Here is a 23166-nt window from a genome sequence, read left to right as displayed (position 1 = left end):
TTGTTGTCGCCTTGTTTGTGTGAATTGCCCCGCATATCCACCAGGCAAGGCTTGACACGCTACCGGGTATTTATTCAATGACGGATCGCGCTATGAAGATTCTGGTAACGGGTGGCGCCGGCTATATCGGCTCGCATACCACACTTGCATTCCTTGAGGCAGGTTATGAAGTTGTCGTTCTGGATAATCTTTGTAACAGCAGCGACGCAGCACTTCACGCCGTTGAAGCCATTTGCGGCAAAAGTCCGTGGATGATTCGCGGCGATGTTTGCGATCGCCCATTGCTGGATCGTATTTTCCGCGAACATCAGATCGATGCCGTGCTGCATTTCGCCGGGCTGAAAGCCGTGGGCGAGAGCGTGCGCAAGCCGCTCGAATACTACGAAACCAACGTCGGCGGCAGCATCACCCTGTGTCAGGCGATGGCGGCGGCGGGGGTGTTCAGACTGGTGTTCAGCTCCTCGGCGACGGTGTACGGCGAACCTGAGGAGATGCCGATCCGCGAGGATTTTCCGACGGGCAATCCGACCAATCCCTACGGCCAGTCCAAGCTGATCGTCGAGAATGTGCTGCGCGACCTGAGCCTCGCCGAGCCACGCTGGAGCATCGCACTGCTGCGCTACTTCAATCCGATCGGCGCCCATGCCAGCGGGCACATGGGCGAAGACCCGAACGGCATTCCGAACAATCTGGTGCCGTATATCAGCCAGGTCGCGGTCGGCAGCCTGCGTGAGTTGTCGATCTTCGGTAACGATTACCCGACAGCCGATGGCACCGGCGTGCGCGATTACATCCATGTCGTCGATCTGGCGGACGGCCACTTGAAGGCGTTGCAGTCGATCAGTGAACGCACCGGCATCCACACCTGGAACCTCGGCACCGGCGATGGCTACAGCGTGCTGCAAGTGCTGCATGCGTTCGAACAGGCCTGCGGGCGGCCGGTGCCGTACCGGATGATGCCGCGTCGGGCTGGTGACATTGCCGAAAGTTTCGCCGACGCTTCGAAAGCCGCAAAAGAACTCGGCTGGAAGGCCACGCGCAACTTGCAGGACATGGTCGCCGACACTTGGCGCTGGCAATCGAATCACCCCAACGGTTATTCGCGATGATGGCCTTTTAGTTCGATGTTAGTTTCAGTCAGGTTGTTAGATAACGTCGGGAAATTACACTGGCAATGCCTTTTGCAAGTCCGTAGATATAAACCTGCCGTTCGACTTTTATCAGTTGGGTAAGACTGTGAAAGAACAACGGATCGTGTTCGCGCTCTTTGCGGACTCGAACGCTACCAGCTCTGACACAGACCGGTTTTTTTAACAGGTCGAATGTTAGAAAGGAGTTGTTATGAAAAAAGTGATGGCAGTTGCCCTGTTGACGATGTTGAGCAACTGGGCTGCCGCAGCTGAAGCGCCGTTGACAGCGGTAACCAATGTAGGTGGCAGTGTGGCGGCTTCGCAAGCGCCCGCCGCCAGTACTGCAATGGTTGCCAGTGCTGTAGCGGCGTCCAACAGCGGTGGCAGTGCCAATGGCGGTACCACCGGTACGACAGGTACCACCGGTACAACCGGCACGCATAACTAACAGGAACATTTGTTAGTGCAGTACAGAGTCGCCCGACGCAAGTCGGGTGACTTTGTTTTTTGGATTCGCCCTTGAATAGCGTAGTGCCATTATGACTCGTAGTGTTTATCTTTTAATGTTGGCAAGTCTCGCTTTGCAAGGTTGCATGTTTTCCCCCGGTCAATACCTGAGCACCAGCGATATCACCCGCCAGGGCGCCAGCGAAAGCAGTCGGGTCGAGCTGATTCCGATCACCCCGAAGCTGATCGCCATGAACCGCGCCACGCAAAAGCGTGAGTCGCTGCCGGCGGAGCTGCTGGTAACGCCGGCGGAATATCGCATCGGCAACAATGATGTTCTGTACATCACCGTCTGGGATCACCCGGAGCTGACCGCCCCCTCCGGCGCGCAACAACAGATCGATGCCAACGGCCGCCTGGTGCGCTCCGACGGCACGCTGTATTACCCGTTCATCAAGGAAGTCCAGGCCGCTGGCCGGACCATCCAGCAACTGCGCGCGGACATCGAACAACGCTTGTCGGCATTCATCGCCGAGCCCCAGGTCGATGTAGCGGTGTTGCGCTTCGCCAGCCAGAAAGTCGTGGTCACCGGTGCCGTAACGAAGGCCGGCCCGCAAGCGATTTCGACCAATCCGCTGAGCGTGGTCGAGGCCCTCGGTTCCGCCGGCATCGACACCAATAACGCCGACTTGTCCGGACTGTTGCTGACGCGCAACGGGCGGGTCTATCCGCTCAATCTCGACTCGCTCAATCAGCAGGATTCCGAACTGCAGAACGTCTACCTCAAGGGCGGCGATCAGCTGTACCTGCCGTACAACGACAACAAGCGCATCTACGTCATGGGCGAGGTCAACCAGCCACGCGCGCTGAGCTTCAAGACTGCGACGATGAACCTTTCCGACGTGCTCGGTTCGGTCGGCGGCCTGAGTCAGACCAGCTCCAACGGCAACGCGGTCTACGTCATTCGCGGGGTAGAAAATCTCGACGTCGAGCCAGCGAAGATCTATCAGCTCGAAGCCGAATCACCGACCGCCATGGCGCTTGCATCGCACTTCCAGGTGCGGCCGCAGGATGTCGTCTACGTCGGCCCGGCCAACGTCACTCGCTGGAACCGTTTCATCAGCCAGTTGGTGCCGTCGGCGTCGATTGTCGGCACTGGGGCTTCGGCAGCGAAGAACTGGAGCGAATACAGCAACAACAGCAAATAAGGCCGCCCGACTGTGAACCTATTGAAAGTGGGCGTCTGCCTGATGGCGGCGTCGTTGCTGTGCGGCTGTAACCCGCTGATGAGCGCGTCGCTGAACAACCTCAAGGCAGCCGTCGTCGGCCCCGATGAAGTTGACGTTTCGGCGGCCGAAGTTGCCGGGGTCAACTATCCGCAACTGAAACTGACCACGCCCTCCGGCTCCGGCGTGCTGGCGCTGGTGCGCGAGCGTGAAGACCTGCAGTTCTGGGTCGCCTCCGGCAAGCAGGTATTGCTGCTGCGCGATGGCCTTGCCGTGCGCAGCATTGGCCTGGGACTGGAGGGCGATCTGGATGGCACGCGGCTGGCCGATGACTCGCCGTTCAAGCAAGGCCTGCACCACGTCGCGGATGGTTACACCACGCGGCGCTGGATCGACCTGTACAAGGGCCAGGAAGTCGGTGTGGTGGTCAACAGCCGCTTTTCGCGCCGCTCCACCGAGACCCTGGAAATTCTCGACAAAACTTACTCGGTACTGCGCGTCGATGAGCAGATTGACGCGCCAGCCATCGGCCTCAGTGCGACCAACCGTTACTGGGTCGACCCACGTGACGGTTTCATTCTGCAGAGCGAGCAACAGCTGACCTCGCAACTGCGCGTCAAGCTGGTGCAGCTGACCCCTGATCGCAGGCACCTGCCGTGAAGCGCTTCAGCCTTATCGCGGTGGGCTTTCTGCTGATCGCCGGGGCGAGTCAGGCCGCCGTCACGGTGTCCGGCGATGTCGCTAATCCCGGGGCGATAGAGTTGCCGCCGGGCGGGCGCTTGCTCGATGTGATCGGCGAAGCCGTGCCCAATGCCGAAGGCTATTGGCTGGCGGGCGGCTTGTTGCGTCAGTCGCTGCTCGAGGAACAGACACGGCTCAAGGTCGGCGTGCTGTTCGACCTCGATGTGCTGCAGCGCATGGCGACGTTGTTCGACCGGCCAGGCCGCGCAGCACTGGCGCAGCGCATTGCCGAAGAAGTCCGGCAAATGCCGGTGACCGGGCGGCAGATCGCTGACCTCGACCCGGTCGCCGTGGAAGTCGGCTTCGCGCGCAACATTCGTCTGGATGACGGCGATCGGCTGATCTACCCGAAACGGGTCGACGAAGTGCAGGTATTGGGCGCAGTCGCCGAGCCGTGCCACCTGCCGTATCAGCCGTTGCAGGAGGCTCGCGAATACCTGGAAGGTTGCTCGATTCTCGACGACGCCGAGGCCGATTACCTGTGGCTGATCCAGCCCAACGGCGTGTCGCGGCGTGTCGGTATCGCGCACTGGAATCGCGAGTCCGGACAGTTACCGGTGGCCGGCAGCAGGATTCTGGTGCCGATAAAAAATGATGATCTGGATCCGCCTCTTCCTGAACTGAATCAGCAGTTGGCCGAATTCATTGCCACGCAGCTGGCCGAGGTGGTTCGTTGAAGTTACGTTTTGCAGCTGTGTTGTTATTGCCCTGCGGTCTGGCCCACGCCGAGCCGCGCATCACCCAGAATGACTTCGGTGGCACCGGCCTGTTGCAGACGCCGACGGCGCGCATGGCCCCGGCCGGCGAGCTGAGCGTCAACGCCAATCGCACCGACCCTTACAGCCGCTACAGCGTGTCGTTGCAGCCGCTGGACTGGCTCGAAGGTTCGTTTCGCTACACCGCGATCACCAACCGGCCGTACGGCTCGGAGGCCCTCAGCGGCAGTCAAAGCTACAAGGACAAGGCGGTCGACGCCAAAGTGCGCCTGTGGCAGGAAAGCCACTGGGCGCCGGAAGTGGCGCTGGGCTTTCGAGATATCGGTGGTACCGGTTTGTTCTCCAGCGAATTCTTCGTCGCCAACAAGCGTTTCGACAATTTCGATTTCAGCGCGGGCATCGCCTGGGGCTACATCGGTAATCGCGGCGACTTCGACAACCCATTGGGCTACGTCAGCAATCGCTTCGATACCCGCCCGGCCCTTGAAGGCACCGGCGACGTCAACTCCGGCTCGTACTTTCGTGGCAAACCGTCGCTGTTCGGTGGCGTGAGCTATCAGACGCCTTGGGATCGTCTCAGCCTGAAACTGGAGTTCGAAGGCAACGATTACAAGAACGAGCCGAAGGACAACGAAATCAAACAGGACTCGCCGATCAACCTCGGCGCGGTGTTCAAGGTCACCGATTCAATCGATCTGAGCGCTGCGTGGGAACGGGGCAATACGGCAATGTTCGGCGTGACCTTTCACACCAATTTCGTCAGCCGCAAGGCCCCGGCCAAGACCTACGACCCGACGCCCGAACCCCTGCCGGCGAAGGCCCCGACGACCTCGATGGAGCAGGTCAACTGGGCCGATGTGTCGCGGCGTCTGCAGCAGAATGCCGGGTACAAGGTAGAGCGCATCAGCCAGCGCGATTCCGAGCTGATCGTGTATGGCGAGCAGCAGCGATATTTTCATTCGTCCAAGGCTGTCGGCCGCGCGAGCCGGATTCTCGACAACAGCGTCAACGACGACATCGACTGGTTCACCGTGGTCAACAAGCGCTACGACTTGCCGCTGGAAGAAACCAGCCTGCCGCGCCAGACCTTTCGCGAGGTGATCAACAACGAGGAGCCGTTGCAGTCGCTGCACCGCACCACCGAAATCAACCCGGCGATGCCGCGCAACGAGAAAACCCTCTACACCGAAGCGCCGCAGCATTTCAGCTATGGCGTCGGTCTGGGCTTCAAGCAAAACGTCGGCGGCCCGGACGGTTTGCTCTATCAATTCAGTGCCGACGCGGACGCGGAATATCGCTTCAACCGCAACACCTGGTGGAGCGGTTTGCTCAGTGCCAATCTGGTCAACAACTTCGACAAATTCGTCTACGACGCGCCGAGCGGATTGCCGCGCGTGCGCACGGATTTGCGCCAGTACCTGACCACCTCCAACACGACCATGCCGTTGTTCCAGCTCAGCCATGCCGAGCAGTTGGACAAGGATCTCTACGGCATGGTTTATGGCGGTTATCTGGAATCGATGTTTGCCGGCGTCGGTGCCGAAGTGCTGTTCCGCCCGACAGGCGAACGCTGGTCGGTAGGAGCGGATTTGAACTGGGTGCGCCAGCGCGATTTCGATCAAGGCTTCGCGTTGCGCGATTACTCCGTGGTGACCGGGCATATCACTGGCTATACCGATCTGCCTTTCGACACGCTGGCCGCGGTCAGTGTCGGTCGTTATCTGGCCGGGGACTGGGGCACGACCGTGGACATCTCCCGCGAGTTCTTCAACGGCGTGCGCGTCGGTGCCTGGGCGACCATTACCACGGCCAGCAGCGCCGAATACGGCGAAGGTAGTTTCGACAAGGGCCTCTACCTGTCGATCCCGTTCGACGAAATGATGAGCATGTCGACCATGCGCCGCGCAAACCTGGTCTGGGCGCCGCTGACCCGAGATGGTGGCGCCCGACTGAGCCGCAGCTATCAACTGCACTCGATGACGGATAGCCGGGAAGGGGACATGTTCTATCGCAACTTCGAGAAGATTACCGAGTAAGCGCCGACCTCCCAAGCCCGACACAAAACCTCGTAGGAGTGAGCCTGCTCGCGATAGCGTCCGATCAGCCGACATCGTTGTTGACTGACCTACCGCCATCGCGAGCAGGCTCACTCCTACAGTTGATCTGCGTCGCGCCACACATCCCGGCCATGTCTCAAAGCCCCTTGTAGGAGTGAGCTTGCTCGCGATAGCGTCATGTCAGCCGACATCATCATTGACTGACACAGCGCCATCGCGAGCAGGCTCACTCCTACAGTTGATCTGCGTCGCGCCACACATCCCGGCCATGTCTCAAAGCCCCTTGTAGGAGTGAGCCTGCTCGCGATAGCGTCATGTCAGCCGACATCATCATTGACTGACACAGCGCCATCGCGAGCAGGCTCACTCCTACATTTGATCGTCATCCAATTACAGAACCCGGCCATAACCCAACCCCCTGTGGGGGCGCACCTGTGTTCGATACCGTTGTGCCAAATCCCGCCCACAAAAAAGGGGACTTTCGTCCCCTTGCGATCTGAAGTTGTGAACCTCAGTAAATGTCTTTCGATAACAACGTAAACGGCGTTTTTACCAGGATCTTCAGGTCCAGCCACAACGACCAGCTGTTGATGTACTGCAGGTCGATCTCGACACGCTTCTGCATCTTGTCGATGGTGTCGGTCTCGCCGCGGCAGCCACTGATCTGTGCAAGCCCGGTGATCCCCGGTTTGATTCGGTGACGCGCCATGTAGGCGAGGATTTTGCCCGAGTAGTAGTTGTTGTGCGCAACAGCATGTGGACGCGGACCTACCAGAGCCATATGCCCCTGCAAGACGTTGAACAGTTGCGGCAACTCATCCAGCGACGTGCGGCGGATAAAGCGACCCACGGCGGTGATACGCGAGTCATTACGACTGGCCTGTTTCACTTCGCGATCATCGTGGACACGCATCGAGCGGAATTTCCAGACCTTGATCACCTTGCCGTTCCAGCCATGACGATCCTGCTTGAAAAACACCGGGCCAGGCGAGTTGAGTTTAACCGCCAGCGCGATGATCAACAGCAGCGGACTGAGGGCAATGATCGCCAGGAACGCCACGGTCTTCTCAACCAGACTTTTGCTCAGGGCAGCGGTCGGGCGGCTGGTCAGGGGGCTTTCGTTCAGGTAGATCGCCGGCAGGCCGTCCACGACTTTCACCGAGTGGTTGAGCAGGGTCAGGCTGTTGAGATCCGGTACCCACACCACATCGACGTTGGCCCCGAGCAGATCGACATACATCGCTTCGATTTTGGCGGCTTCGCACAGCGGCAGGGTGATGTACAAGCGGCGGATGTCGTGAGCCTCAATCAGCTCGAGCAACTCATCCTGAGCGCCGACGACGCGTGGTGCGTCCGCAGCGAGGACTGGTTTGTCGCCGTTGCTGACCAGACCGATCAGCGGCAGGTTTTCCAGTTGGCTGAGTTTCTTCGCCAGGCCCAGTGCCAGTTCGCCGGTACCGACGATCAGCGTCCGGTGCTCGCTTTTACGCGAACGCTGGTAGTACTTGGAAAACGCATGCAGCGGCGCGTATAGGAAGGCCTGACCGAGGAAGCCGTACACCGCCCAGCTCAGGATCACCTGACGGGAAAACAGCTCATCGGCCTGGCAGACAAACGCGATGCACGCCAGCGCGGCCATGGTCATCGACCAACCCATGAACAGACGGCCGAGGCCAGTCAGGTAGTTGTCGCGTTTGCGATAAACGCCGCTGAATGTGTAAGCCGGCACCGAGGCCAGGACGGCGAGGGTGGCGCACATTCGGTAGTAGAACGCGACGGTGCCGGTGTGCTGTTCAGCGAGGATGAACAACAGCGTCACAACGAAAGCCTGTGCCAGCGCCCATTGGCCCCAAAAGGTCAGTCCCTTGAGGCCCGTGCTTCGATTAATACTGAGAGAAAGATCCATACGATATCCCCAAAAGACGTCCATTCAGGTTTCAACAGTTGAAAGCCGAGTTGTTATGCAGACTTATTGTTTTTGTTTTAGCGAGTGTCTTGAGGTAACAACATCGAGAGCAGAACTGTCGTCAGCCGATAGACTAAGTTATTGCCGGGAATGGTGTCTGACGAGTTCTAACAAGATGGCACAATGCCAACTTTCTAATATTTAAATAGCAGGCTGTTAGAAAAGGTCGTAGAGAGGGGGATGAAAAGGCGGGGATGTATTTGTTACTGTTGGCGGGGTGGAGGCAGGGAAGCTTTTATTGAATCAGGGAGGAAAAACCAAACAGAGTGCTCTTCTTGTTGTTGTAGTCGCACTTTATATCTGTTTGTCTCGGTTAGAATGTCGCCTGTGATTACGCGACGACTTCCTGGATCAAGCAATATCCGCGATTTCTTACGGCTCGAAACAATCGCTCGCCATTACTCGCGCTCTTGAATTTATCCTGCAAGCGGCTCAGGCACATCTCCAGACCACGGTATTGCTCGGGCTCCCGGCCAATACTGATGATCAAGTCATCGCGACTGACCACCCGTTCTTCATGGGTCAGCATTTTCCGGACCAGGGCGGTTTCCAGGCCAGTCAGGCTGATTGCGATGTTGTCCTTGAGCAGTACGCCTTGATCATCGTCAAGATGCCAGGTGTCGCTGCAGGCCTCAGGACTCTCGCTGACATTCGAGATATGTGCTCGTTCTGCACTAACTGCCGGAAAGCTCTGGAACGGATTGTCTGTCTGCGCGGCTCGCCATTCATTTTCAAGGGTGGCCAGTATGCGTTGAGTATCATGTTCGATACTGCGCGCAACGTTCTTTCGGCTAAGACTTGGGTAACTGAACTCCATGACCATCGGGGCGGAAGAGGGCGAAGCAACACCTTCAACAAACATTTGCGCCTGCGACGTGCCAAACGAATTGAAACGCTCACTGGACAAAATGCTTTCCAGTTCACGCTGCGACGTTGTGCTGTGCGTCACAACTACAAAATATTTTCTGGGGAGGGTTGTACTCGTTTCCATGTCTCTCTCCTAAATACACACCAAAATTGGCTAAAAGATAAATCGGCAGGCGAGCAATGACTTCCTCGGAAGTAATCGTAGGCAGGGTTCGGGCCGAAAATGGCCGTCGATAAATTCCACTCGATCTGCTGCTATGTTATGGAGTTTTATTGTTATGTGGCGTGTTGCCGCGCTCATTCAAGTGCTTGAGTTTTAATAAATATGAAGCGGAACTGAAACGATATGGCTGCATCAGACGATCCTTCGTACGTATGCAAAAGGGAAGACTGCCCGAGACTCAGGCAGTCGATATCAGGCCCCGCATCAGGCGATAGCCGTAGCCGCGGATGCTCTGAATCGCGTTTGTACCATACATGTCCTTGATTTTTCCACGCAAGCGGCTGATTGATTTCTCCAGTGCCCGAGGATCGTAGAAATTGGCGTTGAGGCCCATGATGCTGGCGATTTCATCATGGCTCAGAATGTGATTGGCGGTCTGCGCAAAGGCCTCGAGGATCTTCATCTCGGCGAAAGAAATATCGAGTTTGCGCCGACTGTCCAGCAGGCAGATCCGCGTCGGATCAAGCGTCAGAGTGATATCCCGCTGCCAGTCTTCGCTGTTGAAGAACTCCGTGAGCAGGTCGTCGCTGTCATCGCTCAGTGTGTTGAGCTTGATACAGGCATCGGCGCCGGCGAGATAATACTTGATCTTGTTGACCGCCCCGCGGCCGGTGATGACTGCGCAAATAAGCGGTTTCAAGTTCGCATCACGCAGATTCTGTATAAGCGCCAAATTGTCTTCGAGGGCCTGTGGGCTATCGATGATGAGGAAGATGGCGCGATAGGAATCGATGTAACGCTGCTGTTTATATGAACTAGTGAAAGCACCTGTTTCCAGGATCATATCGGGCTGCACGTGCTTTGCGATCAGCGTCGTAAAATGATCGGCCACACCCAAGGTACGACCCAGAGCAAGAACACCGGATTCATCATTTGTCGGGCGCGGACTTCTAGTCGCCAAGTTCCCTGAGAGCATCATGCGTTGACTCGAATTAGGTGCTGACATCGGGATGTTAAAGCACCGGTTCTCATCTGTGACTGACAATTGGTAACATTTACGCGGATTTTAGACGTGTCTCCCGAGTTTTCTAACAATAAGTAAGCTTTTCAAGCTTTTAGTTGATTTTTCGGGGGTTGTGAACTAATGCGTGGATGATGGCTATATGCAATGGTGCCACTATTTTGAGCTTATAGCGATGGCTTTGTCTATGTCCTTTTGCCATGGGTTGGCCATGTCCTGATTGTGTGAAGTTGATCACATTTCATATCTGAACTGAAATAATTGTTGTAATAGATGTAAATTTTTCCAGTTAAGTTCGTCGACCGACGATTACTAACATGACTTGAGTGTGGTAATCCGTTAGACCTATTCTTCAAGACCAAAAGATCGCAGCCTTCGACAGCTCCTACGCTTGAAATGCGTTCCCCTACAGGAGCTGCCGAAGCCTGCGATCTTCTGATATTCATAAAAGCCAATTGTGTAACTTCAGATACTCAACCCCTGAGTGTTATTGACCGGTCGCTCGTCTCGAGTGCTCTGACGGAGGATTAATGGATTTCTGGACCCTTTTCCAGGTGTTGATATTGGGCGCGGTAGAAGGCTTGACCGAGTTCTTGCCGATCTCGAGTACCGGTCACCAGATTATTGTCGCCGACCTGCTCGAATTCGGCGGCGAACGCGCGATGGCGTTCAACATCATTATTCAACTGGGGGCTATTCTTGCGGTGGTGTGGGAATTCCGTCCGAAGATCTTCGAAATCGTCAAAGGCCTGCCCACCGAGCGCAATGCACAGCGTTTTACCCTTAATCTGCTGATCGCGTTTCTCCCCGCCGTTATCCTCGGCGTGTTATTCGCCGACGCGATCCATGAATATCTCTTCAACCCGATCACCGTTGCGGTTGCCCTGGTTGTCGGCGGCATTGTCATGTTATGGGCGGAACAGCGTAGCCATGTGGTCAGCGTCGAACATGTCGACGACATGCGCTGGTCTCACGCGCTAAAAGTCGGTTTCGTACAATGCCTGGCGATGATTCCCGGCACCTCGCGCTCCGGTTCGACCATCATCGGCGGTCTGCTCTTCGGCCTCTCACGCAAAGCCGCGACCGAGTTCTCGTTCTTCCTCGCCATGCCGACCATGGTCGGCGCCGCGGTGTACTCCGGCTATAAATACCGCGACCTGTTTCAGCCCAACGACCTGCCAGTCTTCGCCCTCGGCTTCGTCACCGCATTCATCTTTGCGATGATCGCCGTGCGTGGTTTGCTGAAGTTTATTGCCAACCACAGCTACGCGGCGTTCGCGTGGTACCGGATCGGTTTTGGTTTGTTGATTCTGGCGACGTGGGTGTTTGGCTGGGTGAACTGGACGGCGGCTGCGGCCGCTTGAGGCGTCAAGCCAGGCGGATCAAACCGCCCGGCTATTGAGGGCAGGGCATCAACGCCCTTCAAGCAACTGCGCCGCGTGGTCAAGCAACGCTAACGGATCCGTGGCCTTGTGAATATCCACCGACAACAGCTGCCGAAACTTGCGCGCCCCGGGGAAACCAGTGCCCAAACCCAGCACATGCCGCGTGATGTGATGCATCGCACCACCGGCCAGCAGATGTTCGGCAATATAAGGCCGCAACTGCGCCAACGCTTCAGCCCGGCTGATCACCGGCGCGTTACTGCCGAACAACTGCTGATCGACCTCTGCCAGCAAATACGGATTGTGATAAGCCTCACGCCCCAACATCACGCCATCGAACGTCTGCAGATGCTCATGGCAGGCCTCCATGGTCTTGATCCCGCCATTCAGCACAATCTCCAGCTCCGGAAAATCCGCCTTCAACTGCGCCGCGACGTCATAACGCAACGGCGGAATGTCGCGATTCTCCTTCGGCGACAGCCCTTCGAGAATCGCAATCCGCGCATGCACGGTAAAACTCGTGCACCCGGCATCGCGCACCGTACCGACGAAATCGCACAGCTCGGCATAACTGTCGCGTCCGTTGATGCCGATGCGGTGCTTTACCGTCACCGGAATCGACACCGCATCGCGCATCGCCTTCACACAATCCGCCACAAGCTGCGGATGCCCCATCAGGCACGCGCCGATCATGTTGTTCTGCACACGATCGCTCGGGCAGCCAACGTTCAAGTTCACTTCGTCGTAGCCGTGCTCTTGCGCCATACGCGCGCAGGCCGCGAGATCAAGCGGAACGCTACCGCCCAGCTGCAACGCGAGCGGGTGTTCGGCTTCGTGGTGACGGAGAAAACGTTCGTGATCGCCGTTGAGCAACGCGCCAGTGGTGACCATTTCGGTGTAGAGCAGGGCGTGCTTGGACAGCAGGCGCAGGAAGTACCGGCAGTGGCGGTCCGTCCAATCCATCATGGGGGCGACGGAAAAACGGCGGGAGAGTGGGGCGGGTTGTAGGGGCATGTGAAGAATCTGAATCAAGGAGGCGAGGGCGCAAGAGTTTATCAGGTCTACGAACAGGCAAAGGCTTGCGAGGCGCTGTTTGTGGTTTGAACTGGTCTCCGACGCGCTCGGCCTGATGGGAGGAAGTGTATTTCTGCCTGTTTTCTGTCCTTCAATATCCGTTTAAACGGTTACGCGGGCGCTTGTTTAAATCTGACTAGTGAAAGTCATCCGAAGCCTACGTTGTCTTGCGCCTCCCCCTACACCTAAGACAGAATCCGCCGGCTTGTGCGTCTAGCCTACGGGCTCTATCGTCCCTGGGTCACTGAAATCAGTGATCGGGTTTGGTAGCCCGCTTCGTGTCTAGATGCATTGCGTCACCTGATTCAGGTCGCTTCTCAGCGCTCGAATATCATGGTGGTCATGCGTGGGGTCCATTCGTGGGCGCCGGGTTCTAGTGCGACCGGTCTACCAACCCGCGTATGGCCGCCACCCTTCGTTTGGTAGCGAGGGTGATGGCTCCTTTTGGTAATCGCGCTAGAGGATTCATCCATGTTCAAACCCACACCAAATCCGCCGGACACCGATCCCGCATCCCCCTACAAATCCCCAGACTCAAAAAAACTCCACGACGCCGCCGAGCGTGCGCTGGATTACTACTTGCCTCCCGCCAGTCACATCAAAGCCTCCACCAACCAGCCCGAACGCATGTTCCTCGCCAACCCTGCGTACGACAGCGAATCCCTGTTGGCCAATGCCAGCGAATCGCTGGGTTCGGCCAGCATCATGCTCAACGACTTCGCCGCGTTACTGGAAAACTCGCAGCGCAAGACGTTATTGGGCATCGCCCAGGTAGTGATGCTGGGAGAGATCGCAGTGAATCAGGCGTTGGACAAAGTCGAAGTGAAGGCTTGAAGCGACCCTCGCGGTGACGGAGCGGTTATCCGTCACCGCGAGACTAAATGGCTAGTTGAACATTCGCTTTCACCGCTGCACGACGATTAACGGTTACTGCGCCGGCACCGCAATCCACTCACTCAACGTCTGCTGATACTTGCCAGTAACCTTGCTCAAATGCAGCCACTGATCGACATACAGTTTCCAGCTGATGTCATCGCGCGGCAGCAAGTACGCCTTCTCGCCATATTGCATGTATTGATGCGGATTCACCGCGCACAAACCGGGTTTGAGCTTCTGCTGATACAGTGCTTCCGAGGCGTCGGTGATCATCACGTCGGCCTTGTTGTCGAGCAGTTGCTGGAAGATCGTCACGTTGTCGTGCAGCGCCAATTGCGCTTTGGGCAGGAAGGCGTGGACGAAGGCTTCGTTGGTGCCGCCGGCCGGTTCGACCAGGCGCACGGTGGGCTGGTTGATCTGTTCGATGGTCTGGTATTTGGACTGGTCGGCGCAGCGCACCAGCGGGATCTTGCCGTCGGTGTCGAGGGTGTTGCTGAAGTAGGCCTTTTTCTGTCGCTCGAGGGTGACCGAGATGCCGCCCATGCCGATGTCGCATTTGCCCGCCTGCATGTCGGGCATCAGGGTTTTCCAGGTGGTTTGCACCCATTGCACTTTGACGCCGAGGCTGTCGGCCAGGGAGCGGGCCATGCTGATGTCGATGCCTTCGAAGTCGCCATCGCTGCGCTTGAAGGTGTAGGGCTTGTAGTCGCCGGTGGTGCAGACGCGCAACTGGCCTTGTTGCTGGATGCTGTCGAGGTGGGTTGACGGTTCGGCTGCCTGAGCGGTGAAAGGCAACGCGAGCAATGCACCGAGCAGGAATGTGGTTTTTGTCGTTGGCATCTGTCGGACTTTTCTCTGGAGTGGGCGGGAAGAACGTGTTCGAAGTTAACCACGTTCTCACCGTTGATCCAGTCCGACGTTACCCGTCAGTGTTGATCCGTTACAGGCCCAGCCCTTGCTGCACTACTTGCAGCAGATTGTTTTCCGTCAATGCAATCGCATCCAGCTCCTGGCCGGTCTCGATAGTCTGCAACCACCAGTGACTTTCGCCATGCTCGTCAACCGTGCGCAGCAACGACTGATCGCGCCCTGGCACCTTGATTTCGACACGCCCGCAACCATCCTCGGTAAACCGCGCAATCGGATCGAACGTCAGGCTGTGATGGTTGGCCTCGATCACCAGTTGGTCGATGGCGTAGTCACGGGCTTCGCCATCCGGCGAAGTTTCGCAAACGTGCGTAGGATTGCGGCGAATCTTCAGTCCTACTTCGGTGACTGGCTGCAGCCAGCCCTCGATGCGGTGGTACAAGTCGTACACCTGAGCAGGCCAGCAATCGATTTCCAGCGCCGCATCAGCCTGGGTATGTCGGGTCTGCTTGAGTCTGGCGGCGAGTTCGTCTGCTTTACTCATGTCGGTTCCCTTGTTGGATGTCTGCCTGTTCAGCGTAGACCTTTGCACGGCGCAGGGCCTTGCCTTGCGTCATGCGCTTGCAATACAAACGTGTCGAAATCAGCGCTGGCCAAGCGTGGCCATCAACGAAAACCACGGACGCAGGCGTCCCAAGGAATGGGTTAATGAAAAAGCTGTTTACAATTCTGGCGCTGATTGCGCTGACGGCCGGTAGCATCGGCATAAGCTCGGCGCGTCAGCCGTCATCGAACAAAGCGCAGGCGGAGTCGGTGGCAGGGGTGTTCGACTACTACCTGCTGGCGTTGTCCTGGTCACCGACCTTTTGTCTGACGCACAAGGACGACGCGCAGTGCACCGGCAAGGGTTATGGGTTTGTCCTGCACGGTTTGTGGCCGCAATATGCCAAGGGTGGCTGGCCAGAATCCTGCCCGCCGCTGACGACGCTGTCGGCGGCAGAAACCAGCAAAGGCCTGACGATGTACCCCACGAAAAAACTCCTCGATCACGAATGGTCCAAGCACGGCACCTGCAGTGGTCTTGGTGCGATGGGTTATCTGGACAAGTCAGATCAGGCTCTCGGCGCGGTGAAGATTCCGCAGGAGCTGCAGCCGTTCGGCTCGACGTCGTACTACTTCGAAGCGCAGGAGATTGTCGATCTGTTTCGCAAGGCCAATCCGGGTATTCCCAAGGATGGAATTGCGGTGGTTTGCAGCGGCCCACAGCTGTCGGAAGTGCGGGTGTGCTTGGACAAGGATTTGCAGTTCGGCGCGTGTGGCAACGGGGTGAAGACTCAGTGTCGCGCGGGGGACATTCGGGTGCCGCCGGCACGCTGAGCATCCGTAACGGCCCAGGAAAAAAGGCGCTCGCATGAGCGCCTTTTTTTTGCCTGAAGATTTGTAGCTCCTGGCAAATTCGCGCATGCTGCGCGCCTCAAAGGATCTGCACGACACATTGCAAGGAGCTGTTCATGAGCGGAAAACCCGCTGCCCGCGTCACCGACCCCACCGCCTGTCCATTGCCAGGACACGGCACCAACCCGATCGTCAGCGGCTCGCCGAACGTGAATTTCGACGGTCTGGCGGCTGCACGCATGACCGACAAGTCCGCTTGCGGCAGCGCGATCAGCGGCGCTGTATCCGGCACCGTGTTCATCAATAGCCTGAACGCGGCGACGCTGGACAGCACCGGTGGCCACGGTAATGTCGTCATCGGCGGTTCAGGCACGGTGATCATTGGCGACACTGTGGTCGCGGCGCCGTTCAGTGGTCTGCTGCCGATGCCGGTGCACTTCACCGACAAGTTGAAACTGGTCAACGATGTGACCGGTGAACCGATGCCCGATCACCCCTACATGATCCAGCGCGCCGACGGGAGCATGTAGCACGGCGTGTCTGATGCCGCCGGATTTACCCATGAGGTCAGTTCGCACCTGCCTGAAACAATCAAGCTGTTTCTGGAGGAGTGAGTCAATGACGGCTGAGACGGTAACGTGCGCGAAGGGCAACACTTACAAGCTGCATAAGGAACATTTGCTGACCGACAAGAAGGATGTGAGTGCCAAGCCTGTGCCGGTGGAAAGTACCAAGGCGATTGTGCTTTTTATTGGTGGGGCTGGGGATAAGGAGAGTTATTACTTTTCTGGGCCTTATGGAAACATTTTGGCCGCCCGGGCTGCATTTGATAAACGCAATGAGTCGCTGAGCGCCAAAGGTAGATATCGCTCAGAGTGGCTGGGTTATAACGAAGTCAGAGGGAAGCAAGACATCCAGCGATATGTTCTTAGCCTGATTCCGTACAAGAGTTGCCCTATATACATCGTCGGACATAGCCTGGGTGGATGGAACGGTGCGCATCTGACGAAACTCATGTCGGATTGGGGATACAGAATGCAGATGCTGATTACTTTGGATCCGGTTGGCGAAGGTGCTCTTGTCTGGATCGGCTCAGACATATATCGCCAGCGACCTGACCCAGTCGCTGTCGAATGGATCAACATCAAAGCGACACCTACCAATAGAAATTCATCAGATGGTGTAGCTGACTTTGGTGAGAAGTGGATTGTTTCTTGTGGGCCTTCTTTGAACGTAAACGTCGATACCAGTCATGCAAATGCGCTAGAGCTGTTTGACGCGCCTATTTCCGGTGGCAATTCGGCGAGCGATTTGTTGTTGGCTTCGATCATGAAGGAGTTTTCTTGATGTCCAGATTGATCATCTGTGTATTGCTCATTGTTTGCTCCGGATGTGCTAAAGACCATTCAAAGCCTTCAGCGAACTTGAGTTTCGTGTCCGTGAAACGAGAGAGGACGCTTTTATATGACATCCGATACCAATCGGATGTGGATGTCCTGAACCTGTTTGATAAAGGACAGGGAAAAGGGATGATTGCAGGTTTTCTGACGTGTGCGTTGGGGGACGATCATGATTTCTCCATTGAGAAAGCGATGCAGTTTTCCGCGGTAGGTTTGATTGAGTCTGACGGGGAACCGCTAAACGGAGGGAAATTTTCTTATCTCACCAGCGCGTTTCTCGTTGAAACCTCCAGCAGCCGTAGTTCAGAACGTCACCTATCTACAACGGAGCTAAACAACCTTCTCTCCAACAAAAGCCAGATTCCCTGCAAACTATTTGTCACTGCCTTTGGCTACAAAACCTACTTTTCAAACACCATGAACATCCCCACCGCCGACCTGCTCCGGGAAATCAACAAACCCCAATAACCCTCGGGGGGACTCACGCAAATCCCCCCGCATCCACCCCCAATTCCCCACGCAAAAACTCCACCAACCCCCGCTGCAACCCGCTCAAAACCCCTTCACGACTAACCAGCGCCAGTTCCGTCGGCGCCAATTTCGGCAAGTCCATACACACCTCATGCTCCGGCAAAACCGCCGAAACCGGCAGCACCGAAACTCCCAGCCCGGACGCCACCGCCGCTTGAATCCCGGTCAGGCTATGACTGCCGAACGCCACCCGCCACGGTCGTTGCGCCACATCGAGTAAACGAATCGCCCGTTGTCGATACAGGCAACCTTGGGGAAACAGCGCCAGCGGCAGCACGCCCCTGGAGGTATCGAACCCGGGGCTTTTGACCCACACCAGTCGCTCCGGCCAGGTCGCCCATGCCGGGCCGCTATCGGGTTTGCGTTTGATCAGGGCGATGTCGATGTCGCCGGCATCGAGGCGTTGGCGCAGGTCGAGGCTCATGCCACTGATGGTTTCCAGGCGCGCTTGCGGGTGGCTGCGGGTGAAGCCGGCGAGGATCAGTGCCATGCGCCGCGCATCGAAGTCTTCCGGCATGCCGATGCGCAGCACTTCGAGGTCGACATCGCTGGCCAGTGCTTGACTGGCTTCGGCGGACAGCGCCAGCAATCGACGCGCGTAGTGGATCAGCAATTCGCCGTGCTCGGTGACGGCAACGTTCAATCCGCTTCGGTCACGCAACAGCAGCGGGTGGCCGACCAGATCTTCGAGTTTGCGCACCTGCTGGCTGACCGTTGATTGCGTGCGGTGCACACGCTCGGCGGCGCGGGTGAAGCTGCCTTCGTCGACCACACAGACGAAGGTTTTCAGCAGTTCCAGATCCAGCATGGCAACGGTCCTGATAGTGGTTTTGCGAATGATGATCGCGTGTTTATTTAATTTCACACTATCACCGTGCGCTCATAAGCTGAAGTCCTGACTCTGGAGGAATTGACCGATGACCTTGAACAACACGCCACGCCCGCAATGGCTGACCTTCGATTGCTACGGCACGCTGATTCAGTGGGACGAAGGACTGAAAGCCGTTGTCGAAAAAATCCTCGGCGAGAAGGGCGAGCACGCAATCGATGCCGATAAGCTGATTGAAGTCTACGACCGTCACGAGCACCGCCTCGAACAAACCCCGCCGCACCGTTCCTTCCGCGAATTGAGCACCCTCGGTCTGCAACTGGCTCTGGAAGAACTTGGCTTGCCGAGCTTGCCGGAAGACAGTCAGCGTCTGGCGGCGGCGATTCCGAACATGCCGCCCTTTGCCGAAGTGCTCGACACCCTCGCGCAACTCAAGGCGATGGGTTTCAAGCTGTGCATTGTGTCCAACACCGACGACGACATCATCGCTGGCAACGTCGCGCAACTCGGTGTTCATATCGACCGGGTGATCACCGCGCAACAGGCCGGTGCCTACAAACCGGCGCCGCGGCTGTTCGACTACGCTCATCAGCAATTGGGCGTGACAAGGGATGAAGTGGTGCACATCTGCGCCAGCCCCATGCTCGATCACACAGCGGCGCGGGACATGGGTTTTCGTTGCGTGTGGATTGATCGCGGCACGGGCCGCCAGCTGTTGCCGGACTATCGCCCCGACGCGATTTTGCCGAGCCTCGATCAAGTGCTGCCGCTGTTCAAATCTCTCGGCTGGACCTAAGGAGAACTGCCATGGCGCACACCTTGAGCGGCACAGCCAAAACCAGACCAGCATCGACACCGAACCTCGAAACCGAGGCGATCAGCACGGCTCGCAACGAACTCGCCGCATGCTTTCAACTGGCGGCTTTGCATGGCCTGGAGGAGGGCATCTGCAATCACTTTTCGGCGATGCTGCCGGGGCATGATGATCTGTTTCTGGTCAATCCCTATGGCTACGCTTTCTCGGAAGTGACCGCGCAGAATCTGCTGGTCTGCGACTTCGCCGGCAACGTGGTCGCTGGCGAGGGCGAGCCCGAAGCCACGGCGTTCTACATCCACGCGCGCCTGCACAAACAGTTGCCACGGGTAAAAGTCGCGTTCCACACGCACATGCCATACGCCACGGCGTTATGCCTGCTGCAAGGCCCGCCGCTGCTGTGGTTGGGGCAGACCGCGCTGAAGTTCTACGGACGCACGGCGGTGGACGAGGATTACCACGGCCTCGCGCTGGACGCATCCGAAGGCAACCGCATCGCCAGCGTCATGGGCGACGCCGATATTCTTTTTCTGAAAAACCACGGTGTGATCGTTGCCGCGCCGACTATCGCCGAAGCCTGGGATGATCTGTATTACCTGGAACGCGCCGCGCAGGTGCAACTGCTGGCCATGGCGACTCAGCGCGAATTGAAACCGGTGCCGCATGCCATAGCGCAGCGCGCCAGCGAGCAAATGCGTGAAGGCGATGCGCAAAGTGCTCGCGCGCACCTGAGCAGCGCGATGCGGCGGCTGGCCCTGCACAACTGATTAACCGGAAAGAAGCAATCGCAAATAAATCGACGAAAAGCGATCATCCAAACTCGCGAGGCGCCGATAACTGGGCGGGAGGCGGGCGTTTGCTCCGTGCATCCCGGTGGGCTACGCTCACGAACACAAGGGTTTCGGGCTCGCGCCCCTGTCGTACCTGCCCAGGACATGCTTTTGCCAATCCCCATTCACGATCCGCATCAAGCCCCCGGCACGCTCAAGCGCCTGCCGCTACGCAAAGCGGCGGTGCTGTTCATCGTTGCGGTGAGCCTGTGCCTGTGCGGCTTGTTGTATCTGCAACTGGAGCAGTCGCGGCGGCAGGATCTGGCGGTGGCGAAGATGGCGTCGGGCAACCTGACCCGGGCCATGGCCCAGCAGGCTGAAGACACCGTGCGGGCAGCGGATCTGGTGATGACCAGCCTGGTCGACTGGATTCAGGATGACGGTTACGGAGCGGTGCAGCGTCCTCGATTACAAAGGATCTTCGCCCGCCGCGCGCAGCAGCTGGATCAGTTGCACGGCATCTTTCTGTTTGATCGCGAGGGGCAGTGGGTCATCACTTCGTTCGCCAATCTGCCCCGTGGCAACGGCGTGGCCGATCGCGAATATTTCAAGTTCCATCAGCAGAATGCCTCGACCGTGGCGCACATCGGCCCGGCGATTCGCAGCCGTGAAAATGGCGAGTGGATCATCCCGATCTCCAGACGCGTCAACGACCAAGTTGGCAATTTTCAGGGCGTGCTGATGGCCGGCATCCGCATGTCGTACTTCGATCAGTTCTTCAAAAGTTTCAGCCTTGATGACAGCGGCATCATGTTCATGGCGTTGACCGACGGCACCTTGCTGGCGCGACGGCCTTTCGATGAGTCGCTGATCAATACCTCGGTAGCCCACGGCGAGATCTATCAAACCCTGTTGCCCAACGCTAACGCGGGCACGGCGATGCTCAATTCAGTGGTCGATGGCGTGACCCGCTTGTATGGCTATCGACAGCTCGCCTCGTATCCGCTGGTGGTCTCCGCCGCGACTTCGCAAGACACCATTCTGCAGGGCTGGCACGACCGCGCATTCCAGTCCAGCGTGATTGTCGCGCTGGTGATTCTCGGGGTTGGCCTGTTCGGCTGGGTGTTCATTCATCAGGTGCGCGATGGTGAGCGCATCGAGAAAAACCTGCGCAAGGCGCAACTGGCGCTGGAGCAGATCGCCACCCACGACAGCCTCACCGGACTGGCTAATCGACGCTTGTTCGAGCGTTCGCTGGACATCGAATTTGCCCGTGGCGCGCGCCAGGTGAGTCCGGTCAGCCTGATCATGCTGGATATCGATTTCTTCAAGCGCTACAACGACGCTTACGGCCATGTCGCCGGCGATCAATGCCTGGCGCAAGTGGCGCAAGTGGTGAAGACCTGCTGCCAGCGCAAGTCGGATCTGGCGGTGCGTTACGGTGGTGAAGAGTTCGCGGTGCTGTTGCCGGACACCGATATCAATGGGGCACTGGCAATCGCCGGGCAGATACGCCGCAGCGTGATCGACAAGCACATCATTCACAGTGGTTCACCGACCGGTTATCTCACTGTGAGCCTGGGCTGTTATTCATTTATTCCCCATGGCAATGACAGCCCGCAGGTGTTTATCCAGCGTGCGGACGCGGCGTTGTATCAGGCGAAAAATGCCGGAAGAAATCGGGCGGCGGTGTTTGCGCCGGAAGAAGGTTTTGCCGAGCTGATGCGTTCGGATCGCTGATTTTTTAAATTCACATAAACAGAAAGTGGGAGCGAGCCTGCTCGCGAAGAGGGCATGTCAGTCACCCTATTTGTTGACTGATACACCACTTTCGCGAGCAGCCTCGCTCCCACAATGGTCCTGATGTATTCAGGACTATCTGGGATGGCTCTTGTTCGTTCAGCCGCCCGTGCCACCGCCCGCGCCACCTGTGCCGCCGCCGGCCGAACCGGTGCCGCCACCCGCGCCGGAACCGGAGCCGCTGGCGCCGCCATTGGTGCCCGTGCCGGTGCCCATGCTCGAACCAGTGCCCGTGCCGGTGCCGTTATTGGTGCCGGAGCCGGTGCTGCCCGATGGTGAGCCCGGGGTGTTGTCTGGCGGCATGGTCGAGCTGGTGGGGCCGCCGGACTTGGTGCCCGTCGCGTCGGTGCTGTCATTGGCGGCGAAGCTGGCGGCAGATGCCGTGGCGAGCAGGCCGGCCAACAACAACGAAGTGAATTTGCGCGTCATCATGGTACGTCTCCTGATAAAGGGGATTACCTGATATTGGTCTCGCGCGCCCAAGCCTTGGTGCCGGTCGAGTGACGAGCGGTCAGTTGCCGCGCCGAGTGGCCTACCGTTCTTCTGCAATATTGGCTATTTGCCGAACCACCCCCGGGGACTAACGTAGCCACACATTCAATCGCTACCCCGGAGCCTACCATGCAACCTCGTGCCGATTTCTACACCGCTTCCCCCGATGCCCTGAAAGCGATGATGGCGCTGGAAAATGCCGTCTCGAAGCTGCCGCTGGAAAAGAGCCTGATCGAACTGGTCAAGCTGCGTGCCTCACAGATCAACGGCTGCGCCTTCTGCATCGACATGCACACCGCCGACGCCATCAAGGATGGCGAAACCCCGCGCCGCCTGTTCGCCGTGACGGCATGGCGCGAAGCGCCGTTCTTCAGCGAGCGCGAACGTGCCGCGCTGCTGTGGACCGAATCCCTGACCCAACTGAGCCTGACCCACGCACCCGACGAAGACTATGACGTGGTGGCTGCGCAATTCTCGCCGAAGGAACTGGTTGACCTGACCGTGGCAATCAACACCATCAACGGCTGGAATCGCCTGGCGGTGGGCTTCCGCAAACTGCCGCAGGCTTAACTCCAACGCACATCCCCTGTAGGAGTGAG

23 protein-coding genes and 1 pseudogene are annotated in these 23166 nt (G+C 57.8%); 16 read left to right on the top strand and 8 right to left on the bottom strand.

What is annotated here, in order from left to right:
• Positions 1–92 precede the first annotated feature (92 nt).
• From galE to QRN33_RS05675, 6 genes are all read left to right on the top strand, one after another.
• Positions 93–1109, top strand: a complete 1017-nt coding sequence (gene galE / locus QRN33_RS05700; RefSeq protein WP_285407540.1) for a UDP-glucose 4-epimerase GalE — start codon at positions 93–95, stop codon at positions 1107–1109.
• A 232-nt stretch (positions 1110–1341) separates the two neighbouring features.
• A complete protein-coding gene (locus QRN33_RS05695) occupies positions 1342–1578 on the top strand; it encodes a hypothetical protein (protein ID WP_016775457.1) in 237 nt (78 codons plus the stop codon).
• 91 nt (positions 1579–1669) lie between these two features.
• Positions 1670–2785, top strand: a complete 1116-nt coding sequence (locus QRN33_RS05690) for a polysaccharide biosynthesis/export family protein (protein ID WP_172667912.1) — start codon at positions 1670–1672, stop codon at positions 2783–2785.
• 12 nt (positions 2786–2797) lie between these two features.
• Positions 2798–3463, top strand: coding sequence for a YjbF family lipoprotein (locus QRN33_RS05685; protein WP_285407535.1), 666 nt, complete (start codon positions 2798–2800; stop codon positions 3461–3463).
• Entirely contained in the window at positions 3460–4221 is a 762-nt protein-coding gene (locus tag QRN33_RS05680) for a capsule biosynthesis GfcC family protein (protein WP_285407533.1), read from the top strand. Before QRN33_RS05685 ends, QRN33_RS05680 begins: the two co-directional genes overlap by 4 nt.
• Positions 4218–6296, top strand: a complete 2079-nt coding sequence (locus QRN33_RS05675; protein ID WP_042609070.1) for a YjbH domain-containing protein — start codon at positions 4218–4220, stop codon at positions 6294–6296. Before QRN33_RS05680 ends, QRN33_RS05675 begins: the two co-directional genes overlap by 4 nt.
• Before the next feature lie 532 nt (positions 6297–6828).
• Here the strand turns inward: QRN33_RS05675 and QRN33_RS05670 are convergent.
• The 3 genes from QRN33_RS05670 to QRN33_RS05660 form a co-directional block, all read right to left on the bottom strand.
• Entirely contained in the window at positions 6829–8223 is a 1395-nt protein-coding gene (locus QRN33_RS05670) for an undecaprenyl-phosphate glucose phosphotransferase (RefSeq protein WP_042609071.1), read from the bottom strand.
• 391 nt (positions 8224–8614) lie between these two features.
• On the bottom strand, positions 8615–9274 hold the full coding sequence (locus QRN33_RS05665) for a winged helix-turn-helix domain-containing protein (protein WP_042609072.1): 660 nt from the start codon (positions 9272–9274) through the stop codon (positions 8615–8617).
• A gap of 277 nt (positions 9275–9551) precedes the next feature.
• On the bottom strand, positions 9552–10292 hold the full coding sequence (locus QRN33_RS05660) for a winged helix-turn-helix domain-containing protein (RefSeq protein ID WP_042609073.1): 741 nt from the start codon (positions 10290–10292) through the stop codon (positions 9552–9554).
• A 572-nt stretch (positions 10293–10864) separates the two neighbouring features.
• Here QRN33_RS05660 and QRN33_RS05655 point away from each other — a divergent pair.
• Positions 10865–11698 carry an undecaprenyl-diphosphate phosphatase gene (locus tag QRN33_RS05655; RefSeq protein WP_042609074.1) on the top strand — a complete coding sequence of 278 codons (834 nt, stop codon included), beginning with the start codon at positions 10865–10867 and terminating at the stop codon, positions 11696–11698.
• Positions 11699–11746: 48 nt separating this feature from the next.
• Here the strand turns inward: QRN33_RS05655 and dusA are convergent, their stop codons facing one another.
• The gene (gene dusA / locus QRN33_RS05650; RefSeq protein WP_285407527.1) at positions 11747–12733 is read right to left on the bottom strand and encodes a tRNA dihydrouridine(20/20a) synthase DusA; all 987 of its coding nucleotides are present in this window, start codon (positions 12731–12733) and stop codon (positions 11747–11749) included.
• Positions 12734–13264: 531 nt separating this feature from the next.
• On the opposite strand from dusA, the gene QRN33_RS05645 reads away from it, so the two are divergent.
• On the top strand, positions 13265–13627 hold the full coding sequence (locus QRN33_RS05645) for a DUF6124 family protein (protein WP_064361403.1): 363 nt from the start codon (positions 13265–13267) through the stop codon (positions 13625–13627).
• Positions 13628–13720: 93 nt separating this feature from the next.
• Here QRN33_RS05645 and QRN33_RS05640 read toward each other — a convergent pair whose 3' ends face one another.
• Positions 13721–14509: a transporter substrate-binding domain-containing protein gene (locus tag QRN33_RS05640; RefSeq protein ID WP_285407524.1), complete on the bottom strand. Its 789-nt coding sequence runs from the start codon at positions 14507–14509 to the stop codon at positions 13721–13723.
• A 100-nt stretch (positions 14510–14609) separates the two neighbouring features.
• The gene (locus tag QRN33_RS05635; protein ID WP_042609078.1) at positions 14610–15080 is read right to left on the bottom strand and encodes a hypothetical protein; all 471 of its coding nucleotides are present in this window, start codon (positions 15078–15080) and stop codon (positions 14610–14612) included.
• Positions 15081–15244: 164 nt separating this feature from the next.
• Between QRN33_RS05635 and QRN33_RS05630 the strand changes: the two genes are divergently transcribed.
• The 4 genes and pseudogenes from QRN33_RS05630 (at position 15245) to QRN33_RS05615 (ending at position 17799) form a co-directional block, all read left to right on the top strand.
• Positions 15245–15913, top strand: a complete 669-nt coding sequence (locus tag QRN33_RS05630; protein WP_285407521.1) for a ribonuclease T2 family protein — start codon at positions 15245–15247, stop codon at positions 15911–15913.
• A gap of 104 nt (positions 15914–16017) precedes the next feature.
• Positions 16018–16545 (top strand): annotated as a pseudogene (locus tag QRN33_RS05625) (PAAR domain-containing protein).
• 4 nt (positions 16546–16549) lie between these two features.
• Positions 16550–17278, top strand: coding sequence for an alpha/beta fold hydrolase (locus tag QRN33_RS05620; protein WP_285407519.1), 729 nt, complete (start codon positions 16550–16552; stop codon positions 17276–17278).
• Positions 17278–17799 (top strand): hypothetical protein, encoded by a 522-nt coding sequence (locus QRN33_RS05615; RefSeq protein WP_285407517.1) that lies wholly within the window; start codon positions 17278–17280, stop codon positions 17797–17799. The genes QRN33_RS05620 and QRN33_RS05615 overlap by 1 nt, the downstream gene beginning before the upstream one ends.
• A gap of 13 nt (positions 17800–17812) precedes the next feature.
• On the opposite strand, the gene QRN33_RS05610 is transcribed toward QRN33_RS05615, so the two are convergent.
• Positions 17813–18670 (bottom strand): LysR substrate-binding domain-containing protein, encoded by an 858-nt coding sequence (locus tag QRN33_RS05610; RefSeq protein ID WP_285407515.1) that lies wholly within the window; start codon positions 18668–18670, stop codon positions 17813–17815.
• A 109-nt stretch (positions 18671–18779) separates the two neighbouring features.
• On the opposite strand from QRN33_RS05610, the gene QRN33_RS05605 reads away from it, so the two are divergent.
• The 3 genes from QRN33_RS05605 to QRN33_RS05595 all read left to right on the top strand — a co-directional run bounded on the left by QRN33_RS05605 (position 18780) and on the right by QRN33_RS05595 (position 22015).
• Complete coding sequence (locus QRN33_RS05605; protein ID WP_285407513.1) at positions 18780–19487, top strand: haloacid dehalogenase type II; 708 nt, start codon at positions 18780–18782, stop codon at positions 19485–19487.
• An 11-nt stretch (positions 19488–19498) separates the two neighbouring features.
• Positions 19499–20272, top strand: a complete 774-nt coding sequence (locus QRN33_RS05600) for an aldolase (RefSeq protein ID WP_285407511.1) — start codon at positions 19499–19501, stop codon at positions 20270–20272.
• 174 nt (positions 20273–20446) lie between these two features.
• Positions 20447–22015, top strand: a complete 1569-nt coding sequence (locus QRN33_RS05595) for a sensor domain-containing diguanylate cyclase (protein ID WP_227972678.1) — start codon at positions 20447–20449, stop codon at positions 22013–22015.
• Between the two features lie 159 nt (positions 22016–22174).
• Here QRN33_RS05595 and QRN33_RS05590 read toward each other — a convergent pair whose 3' ends face one another.
• Positions 22175–22507: a hypothetical protein gene (locus QRN33_RS05590; RefSeq protein ID WP_042609086.1), complete on the bottom strand. Its 333-nt coding sequence runs from the start codon at positions 22505–22507 to the stop codon at positions 22175–22177.
• A 189-nt stretch (positions 22508–22696) separates the two neighbouring features.
• Between QRN33_RS05590 and QRN33_RS05585 the strand changes: the two genes are divergently transcribed.
• Complete coding sequence (locus QRN33_RS05585) at positions 22697–23137, top strand: carboxymuconolactone decarboxylase family protein (RefSeq protein ID WP_042609087.1); 441 nt, start codon at positions 22697–22699, stop codon at positions 23135–23137.
• Positions 23138–23166: the final 29 nt, after the last annotated feature.

Origin of the sequence: Pseudomonas sp. FR229a (assembly GCF_030209115.1) — a bacterium.
Taxonomy (GTDB): domain Bacteria; phylum Pseudomonadota; class Gammaproteobacteria; order Pseudomonadales; family Pseudomonadaceae; genus Aquipseudomonas; species Aquipseudomonas moraviensis_A.
This window is presented reverse-complemented; position numbering and strand designations above follow the sequence as displayed.

Bases quoted from the DNA above. Each gene is read 5' to 3' on its own strand.
- galE (WP_285407540.1), top strand. From the start codon at position 93: ATGAAGATTCTGGTAACGGGTGGCGCCGGCTATATCGGCTCGCATACC.
- QRN33_RS05695 (WP_016775457.1), top strand. From the start codon at position 1,342: ATGAAAAAAGTGATGGCAGTTGCCCTGTTGACGATGTTGAGCAACTGG.
- QRN33_RS05690 (WP_172667912.1), top strand. From the start codon at position 1,670: ATGACTCGTAGTGTTTATCTTTTAATGTTGGCAAGTCTCGCTTTGCAA.
- QRN33_RS05670 (WP_042609071.1), bottom strand. From the start codon at position 8,223: ATGGATCTTTCTCTCAGTATTAATCGAAGCACGGGCCTCAAGGGACTG.
- QRN33_RS05665 (WP_042609072.1), bottom strand. From the start codon at position 9,274: ATGGAAACGAGTACAACCCTCCCCAGAAAATATTTTGTAGTTGTGACG.
- QRN33_RS05660 (WP_042609073.1), bottom strand. From the start codon at position 10,292: ATGATGCTCTCAGGGAACTTGGCGACTAGAAGTCCGCGCCCGACAAAT.
- QRN33_RS05655 (WP_042609074.1), top strand. From the start codon at position 10,865: ATGGATTTCTGGACCCTTTTCCAGGTGTTGATATTGGGCGCGGTAGAA.
- dusA (WP_285407527.1), bottom strand. From the start codon at position 12,733: ATGCCCCTACAACCCGCCCCACTCTCCCGCCGTTTTTCCGTCGCCCCC.
- QRN33_RS05645 (WP_064361403.1), top strand. From the start codon at position 13,265: ATGTTCAAACCCACACCAAATCCGCCGGACACCGATCCCGCATCCCCC.
- QRN33_RS05640 (WP_285407524.1), bottom strand. From the start codon at position 14,509: ATGCCAACGACAAAAACCACATTCCTGCTCGGTGCATTGCTCGCGTTG.
- QRN33_RS05635 (WP_042609078.1), bottom strand. From the start codon at position 15,080: ATGAGTAAAGCAGACGAACTCGCCGCCAGACTCAAGCAGACCCGACAT.
- QRN33_RS05630 (WP_285407521.1), top strand. From the start codon at position 15,245: ATGAAAAAGCTGTTTACAATTCTGGCGCTGATTGCGCTGACGGCCGGT.
- QRN33_RS05620 (WP_285407519.1), top strand. From the start codon at position 16,550: ATGACGGCTGAGACGGTAACGTGCGCGAAGGGCAACACTTACAAGCTG.
- QRN33_RS05615 (WP_285407517.1), top strand. From the start codon at position 17,278: ATGTCCAGATTGATCATCTGTGTATTGCTCATTGTTTGCTCCGGATGT.
- QRN33_RS05610 (WP_285407515.1), bottom strand. From the start codon at position 18,670: ATGCTGGATCTGGAACTGCTGAAAACCTTCGTCTGTGTGGTCGACGAA.
- QRN33_RS05605 (WP_285407513.1), top strand. From the start codon at position 18,780: ATGACCTTGAACAACACGCCACGCCCGCAATGGCTGACCTTCGATTGC.
- QRN33_RS05600 (WP_285407511.1), top strand. From the start codon at position 19,499: ATGGCGCACACCTTGAGCGGCACAGCCAAAACCAGACCAGCATCGACA.
- QRN33_RS05590 (WP_042609086.1), bottom strand. From the start codon at position 22,507: ATGATGACGCGCAAATTCACTTCGTTGTTGTTGGCCGGCCTGCTCGCC.
- QRN33_RS05585 (WP_042609087.1), top strand. From the start codon at position 22,697: ATGCAACCTCGTGCCGATTTCTACACCGCTTCCCCCGATGCCCTGAAA.